The sequence below is a fragment of the Streptomyces sp. NBC_01474 genome (assembly GCF_035918215.1).
Taxonomy (GTDB): domain Bacteria; phylum Actinomycetota; class Actinomycetes; order Streptomycetales; family Streptomycetaceae; genus Streptomyces; species Streptomyces aureus.
The window spans coordinates 3,636,144-3,652,575 of sequence record NZ_CP109449.1; the positions used below are offsets into that span (position 1 = coordinate 3,636,144).

General features: G+C 68.9%; 12 protein-coding genes. 2 read left to right on the plus strand and 10 right to left on the minus strand.

The features are described 5' to 3' along the window. Window positions 1-29: 29 nt before the first annotated feature. From OG758_RS16795 to OG758_RS16810, 4 genes are all read right to left on the minus strand, one after another. Window positions 30-938 carry an ADP-ribosylglycohydrolase family protein gene (locus OG758_RS16795; protein WP_326710768.1) on the minus strand — a complete coding sequence of 303 codons (909 nt, stop codon included), beginning with the start codon at window positions 936-938 and terminating at the stop codon, window positions 30-32. Window positions 939-950: 12 nt separating this feature from the next. Beyond that, window positions 951-1,610, minus strand: coding sequence for a histidine phosphatase family protein (locus OG758_RS16800; protein WP_266559114.1), 660 nt, complete (start codon window positions 1,608-1,610; stop codon window positions 951-953). 97 nt (window positions 1,611-1,707) lie between these two features. Then, the gene (locus OG758_RS16805; protein ID WP_326710769.1) at window positions 1,708-2,313 is read right to left on the minus strand and encodes a YdbC family protein; all 606 of its coding nucleotides are present in this window, start codon (window positions 2,311-2,313) and stop codon (window positions 1,708-1,710) included. Between the two features lie 33 nt (window positions 2,314-2,346). Beyond that, a complete protein-coding gene (locus tag OG758_RS16810; RefSeq protein ID WP_326710770.1) occupies window positions 2,347-3,171 on the minus strand; it encodes an arylamine N-acetyltransferase family protein in 825 nt (274 codons plus the stop codon). Window positions 3,172-3,271: 100 nt separating this feature from the next. On the opposite strand from OG758_RS16810, the gene OG758_RS16815 reads away from it, so the two are divergent. After that, window positions 3,272-3,799 (plus strand): TerD family protein, encoded by a 528-nt coding sequence (locus tag OG758_RS16815; RefSeq protein WP_326710771.1) that lies wholly within the window; start codon window positions 3,272-3,274, stop codon window positions 3,797-3,799. Window positions 3,800-3,876: 77 nt separating this feature from the next. Here OG758_RS16815 and OG758_RS16820 read toward each other — a convergent pair whose 3' ends face one another. Together OG758_RS16820 and nrdR are read right to left on the minus strand one after the other, a co-directional pair. Further along, a complete protein-coding gene (locus tag OG758_RS16820) occupies window positions 3,877-6,777 on the minus strand; it encodes a vitamin B12-dependent ribonucleotide reductase (RefSeq protein ID WP_326710772.1) in 2,901 nt (966 codons plus the stop codon). Window positions 6,778-6,913: 136 nt separating this feature from the next. Then, on the minus strand, window positions 6,914-7,459 hold the full coding sequence (nrdR, locus tag OG758_RS16825; protein WP_116509015.1) for a transcriptional regulator NrdR: 546 nt from the start codon (window positions 7,457-7,459) through the stop codon (window positions 6,914-6,916). A gap of 516 nt (window positions 7,460-7,975) precedes the next feature. On the opposite strand from nrdR, the gene lexA reads away from it, so the two are divergent. Beyond that, window positions 7,976-8,761 (plus strand): transcriptional repressor LexA, encoded by a 786-nt coding sequence (lexA, locus tag OG758_RS16830; RefSeq protein WP_326710773.1) that lies wholly within the window; start codon window positions 7,976-7,978, stop codon window positions 8,759-8,761. Window positions 8,762-8,905: 144 nt separating this feature from the next. Here lexA and OG758_RS16835 read toward each other — a convergent pair whose 3' ends face one another. Genes OG758_RS16835 through OG758_RS16850 form a run of 4 tightly spaced genes read right to left on the minus strand, consistent with a single transcriptional unit; the run spans window position 8,906 to window position 16,310 of the window. Further along, a complete protein-coding gene (locus tag OG758_RS16835) occupies window positions 8,906-10,888 on the minus strand; it encodes an ATP-dependent DNA helicase (RefSeq protein WP_326710774.1) in 1,983 nt (660 codons plus the stop codon). A 40-nt stretch (window positions 10,889-10,928) separates the two neighbouring features. After that, window positions 10,929-12,953: an IucA/IucC family protein gene (locus OG758_RS16840; RefSeq protein ID WP_442810333.1), complete on the minus strand. Its 2,025-nt coding sequence runs from the start codon at window positions 12,951-12,953 to the stop codon at window positions 10,929-10,931. Between the two features lie 57 nt (window positions 12,954-13,010). Further along, complete coding sequence (locus OG758_RS16845; protein WP_326710775.1) at window positions 13,011-13,910, minus strand: GNAT family N-acetyltransferase; 900 nt, start codon at window positions 13,908-13,910, stop codon at window positions 13,011-13,013. 39 nt (window positions 13,911-13,949) lie between these two features. Then, a complete protein-coding gene (locus tag OG758_RS16850; RefSeq protein ID WP_326710776.1) occupies window positions 13,950-16,310 on the minus strand; it encodes an IucA/IucC family protein in 2,361 nt (786 codons plus the stop codon). Between the last annotated feature and the right edge of the window lie 122 nt (window positions 16,311-16,432).

Genomic DNA, 16,432 nt, shown 5'->3' on the forward strand with positions numbered 1-16,432 from the left:
GCCGAGTGTGGCAGTGAGCGAGCCACAGGTCAGACCGGCAGGCCCGGCGCCCATTCCGGCAGCGGCTCGGTACGCCGCAACCACTGGTCCGCCGGAGCGCCCCCCGGGCCGGAAGCGACCACTCCGCCCACGATCGCGCACGTCGTGTCCATGTCGCCGCCGACCTGCGCCGTGTCCCAGAACGCGCGCTCGAAGTCGCCGAGCCCGCGCGCCGCCGACCACAGGGCGAACGGCACGGTGTCGTGGGCCGTGGTGCGCCGGCCGCAGCCGAGGACCGCGGCCACCGTCCCCGCGTCGCCGTAGTCGAGCATGTCCCTGGCCCGCCGGAGCCCCGCGCCCACCGCACTGCGCGGCACGAGCGCGATCACGCCGTCGAGGAGCGCCTGCGGCGTCGGCGGTCCTGCCGGATCGGCCACGATCGCGGCGGCTGCGGCCACGGCCATGGCCCCGACCACGGCCTCCCGATGCTGATGCGTCGGGTAGGCGGAAATCTCGGCCTGATGCGTGGCCTGCTCCGGATCGTCCGCGTACCAGGCGCCGAGCGGGGCGATCCGCATCGCCGCGCCGTTGCCCCAGGAGCCCTGGCCATTGAAGAGCGCGGAGGACAGGGCGCGCCAGTCGCCGCCCTCTCGAATCTGCCGGAGCAGCCGGTTCACCGCGGGGCCGTAGCCCCGGTCGAAGTCGTGGTGCTCCGCGAAGGACCGGGCGAGCACGTCCTGCTCGATCCGGTTCTCGGCGGCCAGGACCGCCACCACGGAGCACGCCATTTCGGTGTCGTCGGTCCACTGCCAGACGCCGTCGGGCAGCTCGCGGCGCTGGAGCAGCGGATAGGTGGCGGGCACGAAGAACTGGGAGCCCAGCGCATCCCCCACCGCCAGGCCGCGCAGGCTGGACAGGGCGCGGTCAAGCCGCACATGAGGAGAGGAATCAGCGATCATCGCCCTGCCACTCTAACCGGTGACTCCGTACGGCTCGGGATCACGCCATCGTTCGAACGGCCGGTCCAAGGTGTATTTGCCGTCCTCCCCGAGAACGAGTGCCCGCGTCTCACCGTTCCCGGGATTCGACAGACATTCGAAGTCGGCGACGGTCCAGTGGAACCAGCGCATGCAGAACAGCCGCATGGTGAGGCCATGGGTGACGAGGAGGACGTTCGACGGGTGGTCGTGCGCCTCGAAGCTCCGGTACAGACTCTCCAGAAAAGCACCCACACGGTCGTACACGTCGGCCCCGGACTCGCCTTGGGCGAAGCGGTAGAAGAAATGGCCGTAGGCGTCGCGGTACGCCTTTTGAAGACGCACGTCGTCCCGGTCCTGCCAGTTTCCCCAGTCCTGCTCCCGCAGCCGAGGCTCCTCACGCACCCGTACGAGTTCGGGGTCGAGCCGGAAGGCGCGGAACGTCTGGTGCGTGCGGCGGTAGGGCGACACGTACACGCTCACCCGCTCACGGCCGAAGAGCTCGCGCAGGTACTCCCCTGTCTCGTCCGCCTGCCGGTGCCCCGTCTCCGTGAGGGCCAGGGCGTGGTCGGGCTCGCGTTCGTAGACGGTGTCGTCGGCGTTGCCCTCCGACTCGCCGTGCCTGACAAGGACAATGCGCCGCGGTCGTGCCATGCGGAAACCCTAGATCGGAAGGGCCCGGTTCGAGCACCCGTACGGGCTCCATCCGGCGTATCTCACACCGCGCGGCCCTGTGCGTGGGCGATCCGGCTCACACCGTCCAGGCAGGCTCCAGCTGGACGATGTCTCCCGTGATCCCGGCGATGTCTGTCTCCGTCTGGGCGCGGGTCGAGAGCCGCTCCACGCGTTCGGCCTGGTACTTGCCGTGCTCGGCCACGGAGTGCCACATCGAAAGGATCAGGAACTCATTGCCCGGCGCCTCACCGAACAGTCCGCGCACCATCCCCGGGGAGCCGGCCATCGCGGGGTTCCAGACCTTCTCCTGCATGAGCGCGAAGTGCTCCTCTCGGTCCGCATGCACCCGGCAGTGCGCCAGGCGCACCGTGTCCGCGTCCGTGAAATGCGGCTCGAAGCCCGTCTTCACGTCGAACCGGTGGTCGAAGAGCTTCACTTGGATGTCTTTGTACGTGCCCGACTGGGCCGCGGCGAGCCGGTTGTGCGAGCGCGCCATGAAGGAGTCGTAGAAAGCGCGGCTCTCCCAGAAACCGAGGACATGGGCCACCCCCGGCCGATTTCTGCTCCAGCCCCCGCCCTGTCCCCGGAACCCCGGCTCCCCCAGAAGCCCCGCCCACTTTCGCTGCCCCCGCTCGAACCCGCGTCGGTCGGTCACGGTGCAGCGAATCCACTTGACCAGCACCGCGCCATCGTACGGCCCATGACGTGGGTTCGGTCACGCTCCGACGCGGTGCATCCAGATCAGTCGCGCCGCGTCCTCGCCACTCAGTTCGATCCCGAACTCATGGGCGAGCAGGTCGATCAACTCGCCTTCCTGTACGTCCCGTTCGTCCCGAGTGCCGTCAGAAAACTCGACCGACATTCGCATGTCGATGAGTGAGCGCTGGGTGTCGACGGCGGCACGCTGGACTACGGCGCGGTGGATGAAGGCGGACCGCGGATGCGTCGACGTGTAGTGGTTCATCACCACGTAGTCGACGGGGTAGCGCTCCTCCAGGGTGAAGGCGTAGATCTCCTCCCAGCCGCCTGGGCGCAGGCTCCTCAGGACCAGAACGCCGCTGTCCTCCGGCGCGAGGCCGAAGGTCCACGGACCCTGACGTACCTCGATCCCGGCCTTCAGGGGGATCGGTTCCCGCAGCCCCTGGGCGCCGAAGCCCACGTCGCACAGCCACTCCTGGCCGTCCTCCACGGTGACGCGGGTCAGCATGTGGGTGACGGCGCGAATCGACGTGGCGCCCACCCGGACTCGCGCCCCAAGTCCCTTCACGGAGTAGCCGATTCGCTCCAGGGCCGCCGCGAAGAGCAGGTTCTGTTCGTAGCAGTAGCCACCGCGGCGCTGCCGCACGAGCTTCGCCTGGAGGGCGGCGAGATCCAGGTCCACCGGCCGCCCGAGCATGATCTCCAGGTTCTCGAAGGGGATCGACGCGATATGCGCCCGGTGCAGCGCGCGCAGCGTCTCCAGGTCCGGTTTCACGTCTCCTGTGCAGCCGATTCGCGCCAAGTAGGCGTCGAGATCCAGCTCTTCCCCGTTCCAGTTCATGGTCACAACCGTAGGACGTAGCGTGTCCGTAGCAGTCATGAACAGTCATGAGCAGTCAGTCATCGACAGCCGTAACCAGCAGCCGAGGAGGGGGAGTTCGGTGAGCAGCTTCAAGAAAGGGCTCAAGAAGGTCGAGGTCGCACTGAAATGGGACCCGAGCCCGGTCGGCGCGCCGCCCCATGATCTCGACATCATCGCGGCGACCTACACGGACGACGACCCGGGCGGGCCGCCGGACTACGTCGTGCACTTCGACAGCCGCTCCCCCGACGGGACCATCACCCTCAACCGCGACAGCACGACCGGCCAGGGCTTCGGGTTCGACGAAGTCATGACACTGGAGCTGGAGCGCCTGTCGCCCTCCTACGCGCGCGTGGTCGTCGGTATCGCCATACAACAGGGTGAGCGGGCAACGGTGTTCGGAGCGGTGGCGAACACGGCGGTGCGGATCCGCGAGGGATATACCGACCTCGCGCAGAACGACTTCTCCGAAGTGGCCGATTCCACGGCGGCCGTGATCGCCGAATTCGCGAGGGACGACTCCGGTGAGTGGGCCTTCCGCGAGGTCCTCCAGGGCTTCGACAGCGACCCGACCTCGTTCGCCGCCGCGATGGGCCGCGCACACTGAGCACCCCGGGAACGCGGAACGGGTGAGGGGCGGCGGGCCTGATGGCCCGCCGCCCCTCACCTCACTGCGTCAGCGGATCAGCTGCAACCGCTGGTCGAGCCGCAGCCCTCGCAGATGTAGCAGGAACCGGCACGCTGCATCTTCGTACCGCAGGAGAAGCAGAGCGGAGCGTCCGCCTGGATGCCCAGCTGCATCTCCACGAGCTCGGCGCTGGTGTGCGCCTGCTGCGGAGCCGGCGCCACGGTCTTGGCCTTGGGGGCCTCGACGACGGCCTTCAGGGACTCGGTCTGCCGCGGGGCGGACTGGGCCAGACCCTCGACGTCGACCTCGACATCGTCGATGGACGGCTCGTACGAGCCCGTCTCCAGGTGACGCTGACGCTCCTCGGCCGAGTGGATGCCGAGCGCGGAGCGCGTCTCGAAGGGCAGGAAGTCGAGCGCCAGGCGGCGGAAGATGTAGTCGACGATCGACTGCGCCATCCGCACGTCCGGGTCGTCCGTCATGCCGGCCGGCTCGAAGCGCATGTTCGTGAACTTCGAGACGTACGTCTCCAGCGGGACGCCGTACTGCAGGCCTACGGAGACGGCGATCGAGAAGGCGTCCATCATGCCGGCGAGGGTGGAGCCCTGCTTCGACATCTTCAGGAAGACCTCGCCGAGACCGTCGTCCGGGTAGGAGTTGGCGGTCATGTAGCCCTCGGCGCCACCGACGGTGAAGGAGGTGGTGATCCCCGGGCGGCCCTTGGGCAGACGCTTGCGGACCGGACGGTACTCGACGACCTTCTCGACCGCGGTACGGATGGTCTCCTCGGCCTTGGCGGTGACCGCCTCCTTCTCCTTCTCCTTGGTCTTGGCGGAGAGGGGCTGGCCGACCTTGCAGTTGTCGCGGTAGATGGCGAGCGCCTTGACGCCCATCTTCCACGCCTCGAAGTAGACCTCTTCGACGTCCTCGACCGAGGCGGTCTCGGGCAGGTTGACCGTCTTGGACAGCGCGCCGGAGATCCAGGGCTGGATGGCGGCCATCATGCGGACGTGGCCCATCGCGGAGATGGAACGCTCGCCCATCGCGCAGTCGAAGACCTCGTAGTGCTCGGTCTTCAGGCCGGGGGCGTCGATCACGTTGCCGTTGTCGGCGATGTGGGCGACGATCGCCTCGATCTGCTCCTCCTGGTAACCCAGGCGGCGCAAGGCCTGCGGGACGGTGCCGTTGACGATCTGCATCGAGCCGCCGCCGACCAGCTTCTTGAACTTGACCAGGGCGAGGTCGGGCTCAAGGCCGGTGGTGTCGCAGGACATCGCGAGACCGATGGTGCCGGTCGGGGCGATGACCGAGGCCTGCGCGTTGCGGAAACCGTTCTTCTCGCCGAGGCGGACGACGTCCTGCCAGGCCTCCGTGGCGGCGGCCCAGATCGGCGAGTCCAGGTCGTCCATGCGGACGGCCTTGGTGTTCTCGTCGGCGTGCTGCTTCATGACGCGCTGGTGCGGCTCGGCGTTACGGGCGTAGCCGTCGTACGGGCCGACGACCGCGGCGAGCTCTGCGGAACGCTTGTACGAGGTGCCGGTCATCAGCGACGTGATGGAACCGGCCAGGGCGCGGCCGCCCTCGGAGTCGTACGCATGGCCCGTGGCCATCAGCAGGGCGCCGAGGTTGGCGTAGCCGATGCCCAGCTGACGGAAGGCGCGGGTGTTCTCGCCGATCTTCTGCGTCGGGAAGTCCGCGAAGCAGATCGAGATGTCCATCGCGGTGATGACCAGCTCGACGACCTTGGAGAAGCGCTCGACGTCGAAGGACTGGTGGCCCTTGCCGTCGTCCTTCAGGAACTTCATCAGGTTCAGCGACGCGAGGTTGCAGGACGTGTTGTCCAGGTGCATGTACTCGCTGCACGGGTTCGAGCCGTTGATCCGGCCGGACTCCGGGCAGGTGTGCCACTGGTTGATGGTGTCGTCGTACTGGATGCCGGGGTCGGCACACGCCCACGCGGCCTCGGCCATCTTGCGGAAGAGCGACTTGGCGTCGACCTCCTCGATGACGTCACCGGTCATCCGGGCGCGCAGACCGAACTTGCCGCCGGTCTCCACGGCCTTCATGAACTCGTCGTTCACGCGGACCGAGTTGTTGGCGTTCTGGTACTGGACGGACGTGATGTCGTCGCCGCCCAGGTCCATGTCGAAGCCCGCGTCACGCAGCGCGCGGATCTTCTCCTCTTCCTTCACCTTGGTCTCGATGAAGTTCTCGATGTCGGGGTGGTCGACATCGAGGATGACCATCTTGGCCGCGCGGCGCGTGGCGCCACCCGACTTGATCGTTCCTGCGGAGGCGTCGGCACCGCGCATGAAGGAGACGGGACCCGAGGCGTTGCCGCCCGAGGACAGCAGTTCCTTGGAGGAACGGATCCGCGAGAGGTTCAGGCCGGCGCCGGAGCCGCCCTTGAAGATCATGCCCTCTTCCTTGTACCAGTCGAGGATCGACTCCATGGAGTCGTCGACGGCCAGGATGAAGCAGGCGGAGACCTGCTGGGGCTGCGGCGTACCGACGTTGAACCACACCGGAGAGTTGAAGCTGAAGATCTGGTGCAGGAGGGCATACGCCAGCTCGTGCTCGAAGATCTCGGCGTCGGCGGGCGAGGTGAAGTAGTTGTAGTCCTCTCCAGCCTTCCGGTACGTCTTCACGATCCGGTCGATGAGCTGCCTGAGGCTCACCTCGCGCTGCGGGGTGCCGACCGCGCCGCGGAAGTACTTGCTGGTGACGATGTTGACCGCGTTCACCGACCAGAAGCCGGGGAACTCGACGCCACGCTGCTCGAAGTTGATCGAGCCGTCGCGCCAATTGGTCATGACGACGTCACGGCGCTCCCACTCCACCTCGTCGTACGGATGCACGCCGGGAGTCGTGTGGATGCGCTCGATACGCAGCCCCTTGTTGGCCTTGGCTCCCTTGGCGCGGGAACCTCGTGCCGGGCCACTCGCCGTCTCTGTCATGCCGCCTCCCTATACCGGGCTAAAACGCCCCGAAGTGCCTCGATCTTCCCGTGGCACGGTGTGTGTCTTGTATTGCGGACGCCGCTCTTGCCGCCCGCAACAGGTCTGAATGGCCGCCGACCGACCCCTGGGCCGGTCAGTCGGCAGCGGTGGCGGGCACGGGGACTTCCACAGTCCCTCCGGGCCCGCAGTCACATGGTTCGCGCTCTCCGCCCGCGCCGCCGCGGCTCGCACCGGGCAACTGTTCCCTCAGCTCCGCGATGGCCGAGTCGAAGTCCTCCAGCGAATTGAACGCCCGGTACACGGACGCGAAGCGCAGGTAGGCGACGAGGTCGAGTTCCTGAAGCGGGCCGAGTATGGCCAGGCCCACGTCATGAGTGGTCAGCTCCGCGCTGCCGGTGGCACGCACCGCCTCTTCGACCCGCTGGCCGAGCTGGGCGAGGGCGTCCTCGGTGACGGGGCGACCCTGGCATGCCTTGCGGACGCCGTTGATCACCTTCGTACGACTGAAGGGTTCGGTCACCCCGCTCCGCTTGACCACCATGAGCGAGCACGTCTCCACGGTCGTGAAACGACGGGAGCAGTCGGGGCACTGGCGGCGCCTGCGGATCGACGTGCCGTCGTCGGTGGTGCGACTGTCGACGACACGGCTGTCGGGGTGCCTGCAGAAGGGGCAGTGCATGGAACTCCAACCCTCCTTCACAGCACGACTCAATGGCCTCGGGAGGCCCTTCAGGCCCCTCGAAGCAGCCCCAAGCATAGGCGATGACGGAGACCTCGACGGACCGGGGACCACAACTTCTGGGCTGCTGATGCAATCCAACCACTAGATCTGGGGTTTGGTCGCAAATTCGCCCCTACGCGTGTCGCTTTCACCTGGCGAACACCGGGGCGGGAGCACGCCCATGACGGATGCGCCCGGATCACGGGCGGCGGCACACGGAGAGGGGGCCGGTTCCGGGTTGACGGACCACCGGATGGCACACTGGGAGCCCCACGGAGTGGGTCACGGCCTCGGCGGTGAAGCGTACCGTAATGAACCGAATTGCCACTCCGGCGAAGCGCAAGGCATACACCCAGGCACATGATGACGACAAGCAATCTGCGATTTTTCACTCGAACGTGTGTTTGGCGCAACCTTTCGAAAGCAACTACCGTTGGCTAGCTAGGGAGAACAACTCGAGAGGGGCCGACCGACGTGACCACCACCGCAGACAGCGCCACCATCACTGCCCAGGACCGTTCCCAGGGCCGACTCGAGCCGGTGCATGCCATGAATGACGTATCCATGAGCGCGGAGGGGCCAAAGCCCGCGCGCTCCCTGCCGGGCCGACCTCCCGGAATCCGGGCGGACAGCTCGGGGCTCACGGACAGGCAGCGCCGCGTCATCGAGGTGATCAGGGACTCCGTGCAGCGGCGTGGTTACCCGCCGTCGATGCGGGAGATCGGCCAGGCGGTAGGCCTGTCGAGCACGTCGTCGGTCGCGCACCAGCTGATGGCCCTCGAGCGCAAGGGCTTCCTGCGCCGGGACCCGCACCGCCCCCGCGCCTACGAGGTCCGTGGCTCCGACCAGCCGAGCGCGCAGCCCACGGACACCGCAGGCAAGCCGGCCGCGTCGTACGTCCCGCTCGTCGGCCGCATCGCCGCCGGTGGCCCGATCCTCGCGGAAGAGTCCGTCGAGGACGTGTTCCCCCTCCCCCGGCAGCTGGTCGGTGACGGCGAGCTGTTCGTCCTGAAGGTCGTCGGTGACTCGATGATCGAGGCCGCGATCTGTGACGGCGACTGGGTCACGGTCCGCCGCCAGCCTGTCGCGGAGAACGGCGACATCGTCGCCGCGATGCTCGAGGGCGAGGCCACCGTCAAGCGTTTCAAGCGCGAGGACGGCCATGTGTGGCTGCTGCCGCACAACTCCGCGTACCAGCCGATCCCCGGTGACGAGGCGACGATCCTCGGCAAGGTGGTGGCCGTTCTGCGGCGGGTGTGACACCGCACCCCTGACCGGGCCCCGGAACCAACTGCGCCGGTTCCGGGGCCCTGCTGTGTCCTGGGCCTGCCGTTTGCGGAGCCAGATGTGTGTGGAGCTCCGGGTATCCGGGGCTCCACACACGCGTCCGTATGCGCCGTGCGGCTACGCGGTCTCTTCGGCTTCGGCGGTCGCCTTCGCATCGATCGCGGCCAGGGAGCGCCGCACCTGGTTCGGGTCCGTCGTGTACCAGAAGTCCGGCATCGAGGCCCGCAGATAGCTGCCGTACCGGGCCGTCGCCAGCCGCGGGTCCAGGACCGCTACGACGCCGCGGTCCCCCGTCGCCCGCACGAGACGGCCCGCGCCCTGGGCCATCAGCAGGGCAGCGTGCGTCGCCGCCACGGCCATGAAGCCATTGCCGCCGGCATCCTCGACGGCCTTCTGCCGGGCGCTCATCAGCGGGTCGTCGGGCCGCGGGAACGGGATCTTGTCCATGACGACGAGCTGGCAGCTGGCGCCCGGAACGTCCACGCCCTGCCACAGGGAGAGCGTGCCGAACAGACACGTCTTCGGGGCGGCCGCGAATCCCTTGATCAGCTCGCCGAGCGTCTCCTCGCCCTGGAGCAGGATCGGGTACTCGGGGAGCCGGGTCCGCAGCTCCTCCGCCGCGGCCTGGGCGGCGCGCATCGACGAGAAGAGTCCCAGCGTCCGGCCACCGGCGGCCTGCATCAGCTCGGCCAGCTCGTCCATCATGTCGCTGCGGGTGCCCTCACGCGCGGGGCGTGCCAGGTGCTTGGCGACGTAGAGAATGCCCTGCTTGCGGTACTCGAACGGCGATCCGACATCGACGCCCTTCCACTGCGGCAGGCCTTCGCCCTCCTGACCCTCGGGGGCCAGGCCCAGAGAGGCACCCACCCCGTTGAAATCGCCGCCCAGCTTGAGTGTCGCCGAGGTCAGCACGACGGACCGCTCCGCGAAGAGCTTCTCCCGCAGCAGGCCGGACACGGACATGGGGGCCACTCTGAGGGACGCGCCGAAGCGGTCGTGGCGCTCGTACCAGACGACGTCGTATTCGGAGCCGTTCGTGACGCGCTCGGCCACGTCGTGGATGCTCTCCACGGAGGCCAGGGCCTGCTTGCGTACCGCGTCCTCGTCCTGGACAGACTTGTCGCGCGTGGTGCCCAGGGCCGAGATGACAGTCCGGGAGGCATCCCGCAGCGCCATCAGCGCGTAGCCGAGGTCCTCCGGGACCTCCTCCAGACGGCCGGGCAGCGCCAGCTCCATGAGCCGCTCGAAGCCCTCGGCTGCGGTCTGGAGCTGATCGGCCGCCTTCTCGTTGACGAGCTTGGCGGAACGGCGCACCGCGCGGTTCACCTGCCCCGGGGTGAGCTCGCCGGTCGCCACGCCCGTGACCCGGGAGACGAGCTCGTGCGCCTCGTCCACGATCAGTACCTCGTGGGACGGCAGGACAGGCGCCCCTTCGATGGCGTCGATCGCCAGGAGCGCGTGATTCGTGACGATGACATCGGCGAGCTTGGCCCGCTCTCGGGCCGCCTCGGCGAAGCACTCCTGTCCGTACGCGCACTTGGTGGCGCCCAGACATTCCCTGGACGAGACCGACACCTGGGACCAGGCCCGGTCGGAGACTCCGGGGGTCAGGTCGTCTCTGTCGCCGGTCTCAGTCTCGTCGGCCCAGTCCCGCATCCGCAGCAGGTCCTGGCCGAGCTTGCTGGTCGGAGCGGCCGCTTCGAACTGGTCGAAGAGCCCCTCCTCCTCGTCCTGCGGCGCTCCTTCATGGAGGCGGTGCAGGCACAGATAGTTCGACCGGCCCTTGAGCATGGCGAACTGGGGGCGCCGGCGCAGCAGAGGGTGCAGCGCGTCGACCGTGCGCGGCAGATCCCGCTCGACGAGCTGGCGCTGGAGTGCCAGCGTGGCCGTCGCGACCACGACCCGCTCCCCGTGCGCCAGGGCAGGGACCAGGTAACCGAGGGACTTACCGGTACCCGTGCCTGCCTGTGCGAGCAGGTGGGAACCGCCGTCGATCGCCTCGGCGACGGTCTCGGCCATGGTCACCTGGCCAGGTCGTTCCGTACCGCCGACGGCGGCGACGGCGGCGTGCAGGAGCTCGGGGAGGGAGGGCTTCGTCATAGCTCGACCACCCTACGGGGCACCACTGACAATCCCGCGATCAAGGCTGGTGCAGTGGATTGGGCACCGTGCCGTGCACGGCCGCGTGGGGGCGTTGCGGCCGGTCGCGGTAACCGTCCAGGTGCAGTCGGTTGCGATTGAGGCAGAGCCGCTCGATGCGGGGAGTGAGGAGGTCGAACATCTCGTACCGCTCCTTGAGCTCCGGGAAGCGCGCCTGATGCCGCACGATCTCTGCGCGCACCAGGGACCAGAATTTCTCTTCCGTGACCCCCAGTTGTTTCTCGCACAGGGGCGCCAGATACCGGAAGACGCCGACGAAGAGCCCTGCGTGGATGAACTGGGTCAGGAAGGCGGGCGGCTCGGTGAGCAGGATCTCACGTACGTCCTGCGGCATGCGGTCATGTTCGGGCAGCGGCTCGGCGCTCACGTTCACGTCGTCGACGAAGTCCTTCACCGCGAGCCGCACCGGCACGTCGTGGTCGTCGAAGACGACGATGGCGTTCTCCCCGTGGGGGGAGAACACGGTGCCGTAGTGGTAGAGGAAGTGCAGAAGCGGGGGCAGCAGAGCCGCGAAGAGCCGCCGCAGCCACACCTCGGGGGTCAGCCCGGAGCGGGCGACGAGCTCCGCGGTTAATGCCCGCCCGTGCGGGTCTACGTGGAGCAGAGAGGCCAGGGTGCGGGCCCGCTCACCGGGGGCGAGATACCGGGAGACCGGTTCGCGCCAGATGGCGCCCAGCAACTCCTTGTACTGATACGGAACTTCTTCGAGGCCGTCGTATGCGGGGTGCTCGACGGCGACCGAAGCCACCTCTCCCAGGAGGATGACCCCGCAATCGTCCTTCAAGAAGGGGTCCGTTTCACGGAGGGAGTGCATCCACGCGGTGACCGACGGTGCCGCGAGCGTGCGCTCTGTGGGCAGACCGCGCCACACAAGGGTGTTGAGTACGGACAGTGGGAGCTTCACCGTGTGGCGGTCGGGGCGCGAGATATTGAGGAACGTGCGGATCGACTGCTGAGGCAGGCGCACGTCACCGTCGGTGGGGAGCGGCACGATGGCATCCGTCGCGACGGGGCCGGCGTAGAGCGGCAGCACGATGTTGTTCCACTGCCACGGGTGTACGGGTAGGTACAGGTAGGCCTGTGGGTCCAGGCCGCGCTCCCGGAGGGCCTCGGCGAAGGAGTCCCGCGCCGCCGGGGAGAGCTCACGGTCGTACAGCCGATCGGCTGTCGCCAGGTCCGCGACGCCTCTGTAGGCGGCGATCCTCGTGTTGACGGCGATCCACGGGAGCGTCCCGGGGATCCGGGCCTCGGGGGCCCATCGGGCCGTGTCGGAGGCTGAGAACCCCAGGCGGCCCTTGTTGAGGACAAGCCAGGGGTGGCCGGTCTGGTGGCCTTCCAGTTCGGCGTATCCGAGTTCGGCGAGCTGGGCCGCGGTGAGCGCGGTGTGGTCGAGACGGGCGTCGGCGGCGAGGGTGACGGTGAGCTCGCGGATGAGATGCCCGAGCGTGGCGCCGTCCAGGCCGAGGATGTGCTTGGCACGGAGGAGGAAGACGAGGGGGTCGGTGAAGCGTTCCGGCGGGTCTGTTGCGGGGAGCGAGGGCTCGGGCTCGGCAGCGTCCGCGTCCTTGTCAGTCTGTGCGGCGTGGCCGACGGTGTCGTCTGAGCGGCCGACGGTGTCGTCTGAGCGGCCGACGGCCTCATCTGGGCGGCCGGCGATCCACTGGATGCTGCCGGGATCTACGAGCCAGCTGCCGTAGGCGCCCCGGCGGGCCCTGAACCGGAACGCGCTGCCGGGCGCCATGTGGGCGCCCTCGACGGTGAGGGTGTAGAGGTCTGTCCGTCCTGGCCCCGGACCAAGCCCATGCTCCGGCGCCGGCCCCCGCTCCGGCTCCGGCTCCGGCTCCGGCTCACGTTTCGGTTCGATGATCTCCTCGTACGCGAACTCGCCGATCATCTTCGCCAGCAGCCGGGAGGCGGCGCGCTCCCAGTTCTCGGAGGTCAGCTCCGCTGGGTCGTACAGAGCGGAGGACGCTGCGGAGGTCTGGGGCTCGGACGGATTCGGCACGGGGACTCCTCGGGAGGGAACCGGATCGGGGTGAGCGGTGTACTAAGAGTGACGGGCTCACAGCAGAGCGCGCAGGGCCCGGTCTCGGATCATCAGTGCGGCCCGTTTGTCGGGGAGGTCCACCTCGGCGGAGAAGCGGAAACCAGCACTCAAGAACGCAGATACGGAGGGGGTGTTGCGGAGGTCCGGCTCTGCGACGACACGAGCGCAGGGCGGACGGTGGTCGAGTACGAGGTCGGCGACGGCCTTGAGCAGGTCTGTGCCGAGTCCTCGGCCGCGGTTGGCGACACCGCCGATAAGGAGGTGAACACCGGTGTCGTGCGGGCGGGCGGGGTAGTGGCGGGCCAGTGGGTCGAGGTCGGCGCGGTAGATCTCCCAGTAGCTCATCGGGGTGCCGTCCAGTACGCCGAGGCAGGGGGCGCTGCGCCCGTCGCCGTCCAGTTGGGGGCGGAGATGGTTCTCCAGGACGCTCTCCGGGCCTTCAAGTTCCCAGAAGGCGGCTACGGCTGGGTCGTTCATCCAGCGACTGATCAGCGGCAGGTCGCGTTCGATACGGACAGGAACCAGTTGGAAGACGCCGGAACGTGTGGTGACCGGCCCCCACGCTCCGACGTTGTCGAGCAGGTCGTCGTCCGACAGGGCCGTCGAGGTGCCGCCCGGTGCGTGTGCTCGCGTTCCGTCGGCTGCGTGCCCGTGCCCGGAAAAGCCTGCGCCGGTCCCCTGGTCAGCGCTGCCGTTGGTCTGTCCGCCAGTTCCACCCTGTCCGGCGATCAGGTCGATGAGTTCGTCGGGCAGACGCAGGTCCAGGGTGTCGGCGACGTCCGTGCCGGCGCCGGGGTCGGAGCCTGTGAGCTCGTCGGCGCCGGGACCCGTGTCGGCGGTCTCGTCGGCGACGGCATCGGTAAGGGCGGTGGGGGGCGTGAATCCGGCGTCGGTGCGCGCGTCGGTGGATGACACGGCGACGTTCCTCTCAGGGGATGGGGTGGGGCATGGTCCTCAGGAATGAAGGGGGTTGGCGATGGTGACGTAGACGGACTGGGTGTCGACGGGACCGACGAGTTCATCGAGTCCGTGCAGGCGGGTGAGGAGGTTGGCCTTGCAGCGCAGGGCCGGGGAGTCGAGGAGGTATCCGGGCAGTGGGGTGCGGAGCTTGTCCGGGCCGGACGCGACATCGGAGAGGAACCCGCGGAAGGCAGCGAGCAACAGCCTTTCGTCCGCGAGCTGTTGGGAGCCGAAGGCGCCGATGACACCGAAGACGTTGTTGATCCCGAGGTAGTACGCGAACCTCTCGTCGGTGACGTCGTCGGAGACGAAGGTGTCGCTGTGGCTGCCGATGCCGGGCAGCCGGCCGTCCAGCTCGTCGCGCCGGGACTCACGGAAGTAGTAGCCCTGGTTGTCGCGGTAGCGGCCGCCGACGGGCCAGCCTTCGGGGTCGAGCAGCAGTAGCGTGTTCTGCTGATGGGCCTCCAAAGCCACGCCGGCGGTGCTGTCGAGCCAGAGCACGGGACGTACGACGTGTTCGAGGTAGCGCAGGAACCACTCGGCGGCGACGGCGCCGCGGGGGCGTCCTGTGCGGCCGGCGAGGCGGGTGATCGTCTCGGCGAGGCGGGAGCGCATGAGCTGGCGGTCCCGTTGTCCGTGGGGCGCGGCCGGGGGTCTGGGCGACACGAAGCCGGCGATGCAGGCTGCGTCGTCTCCGGGCGCGAACGGGTTGTTCCGGATCATCACGTCCAGGCCGGGCACCGGTTCGCCGTCCGGGCCGTTGACGGCGAGCCAGGCCGGATCGCGGACGATGTCGAATCCGGGGTGGGCGGCCTGCCACTGCTCGAAGAGCCCTGTGCGCAGGAGTCGGTGGACCTCGACACCGCGGTGAAGTTCCTTACGGAGGTTCTCCCGACGGGAGTTGGTGATGCGCAGGCCGAGCGAGAGCTTCAGCATGGCCGACGCATCGGGCCGGTAGAGGGTACGGACGGAGGAGGTGGGGTACCAGGAGGCGCCGCGCGGACCGAGGTCACGCAGAAGGCCTGCGTCGAGGAGGGCCGCAGTCTGGGGGCGGTGCTTGAGTTCGCGAACCTGCCAGGGGTGCACGGGCAGCGCGGCGTGACCGTCGGGCAGGGGCAACTGGGTCCCGGCGAGTTGGAGGGTGAGCTGGTCTGCCGGGAGTGGGCGGCCCCGATGGGTCCAGGCCGAGTCCATCGCGAGCACCGAGCGGTTCACCGCCATCCAGTGCAGGGGGAAAGATCCCTGCAACTCGGGTGAATAAAGCCGGGATTCGGCCTCGGACAGGCCCTCGCGACTCTTCGGGGTCGGGTGCAGGGGGTGGCCGAGCAGGAGGGACTGTTCGGCGGCCAGGAAGAGGTCGGTCGTGTCGCGGGGGTTGCTGCGGCGGTGGGCGATGAAGTCGGCGGTACGGCGAATCGAGTCGGCGACGCGCCCCACTAGGTCGGCTCCGTCGCCTGAGGGGGTGGGGTGGGAGGAGTGAGAGGTGGCGGGGGGAGACAGCTCAGGGCGTGTGGCCTCGGAGTGGGGGGACTCGGGGCGTGAGGCCTCGGGGCGTGAGGCCTGCGCCTCCGGGTAAGGGGTCCCGCCGCTGACGTCGGGCTGCGCGACGGGGTCGGCGTGCGGACGCGGGGCCTCGGGTGCGACGGCAGCGGCGACGGCCTCGGGGGTGTCCGCGACGGTCGGCGTAGGCGGCGCGAGGACGCTCGGGGCCGACGCCGAGGCGGGCGGGGTCGGCGCCGATACGGTCGGAATCGGCGTCCGGCCGGTCGGCGGCTCCGGCTCGCCTGGGGCGCCGGATGCGGTGTCCGGCGTGCCCGTCGACCCCGGAACGGCGGCCTCCCGTGGAAGGGCGTCACAGCCGCTTCCGCCGCCGCCCCTCACCCGGACACCGACACCACCGCCGACCTCGGCCGCGCTTCCCGGGCCCGATGCCTCGCGGCTCAGGAGGGCGGCGACCGTGACGGCGTCGACGCGGGGGGCGTCCAGCGGGCCGTCCTGGAGACGGGGCATGCCGAACCGGTGCCAGCCGGTCGCGGACCAGTAGTGGACAGGGATGAGGAGAGCGGTGCCACTTGCGGGCAGAGGAATGCGCAGAGTGCCGTGCGGAGGCTCGGCCAGATCGCTCTCCCGCACCCAGCAGCGGAGCAGGTTCTCGACGGCCGCGGCCTGGGCCGCGGTGCCGGGGTCGGGATGCTCCAGCAGGTCGGCGGTGGAGCCGTGCAGATGCTCGGCCTCCTGACTGCCGTCCTTCTGCCGGGGGACCGTCCCGCGTTCCGGGGCGAGTTGAGGCTGCGTGTCGCAGGCTCCGGTCGCCTGGGGGCGGTGTCGGTCGTCGGGTGCGGGATTGGCGTTCAACGGGGCTTCCTTGTGGGGTAGTTGACTCCGTGATGCGGTGGTCCGGACTGTCCGGCGCTCCGCTGCTGTCCGTGGTGGTCCGTGTCGTGGTGGCCCTGGTCCGGTGGGTGTGGGGCTTCAGG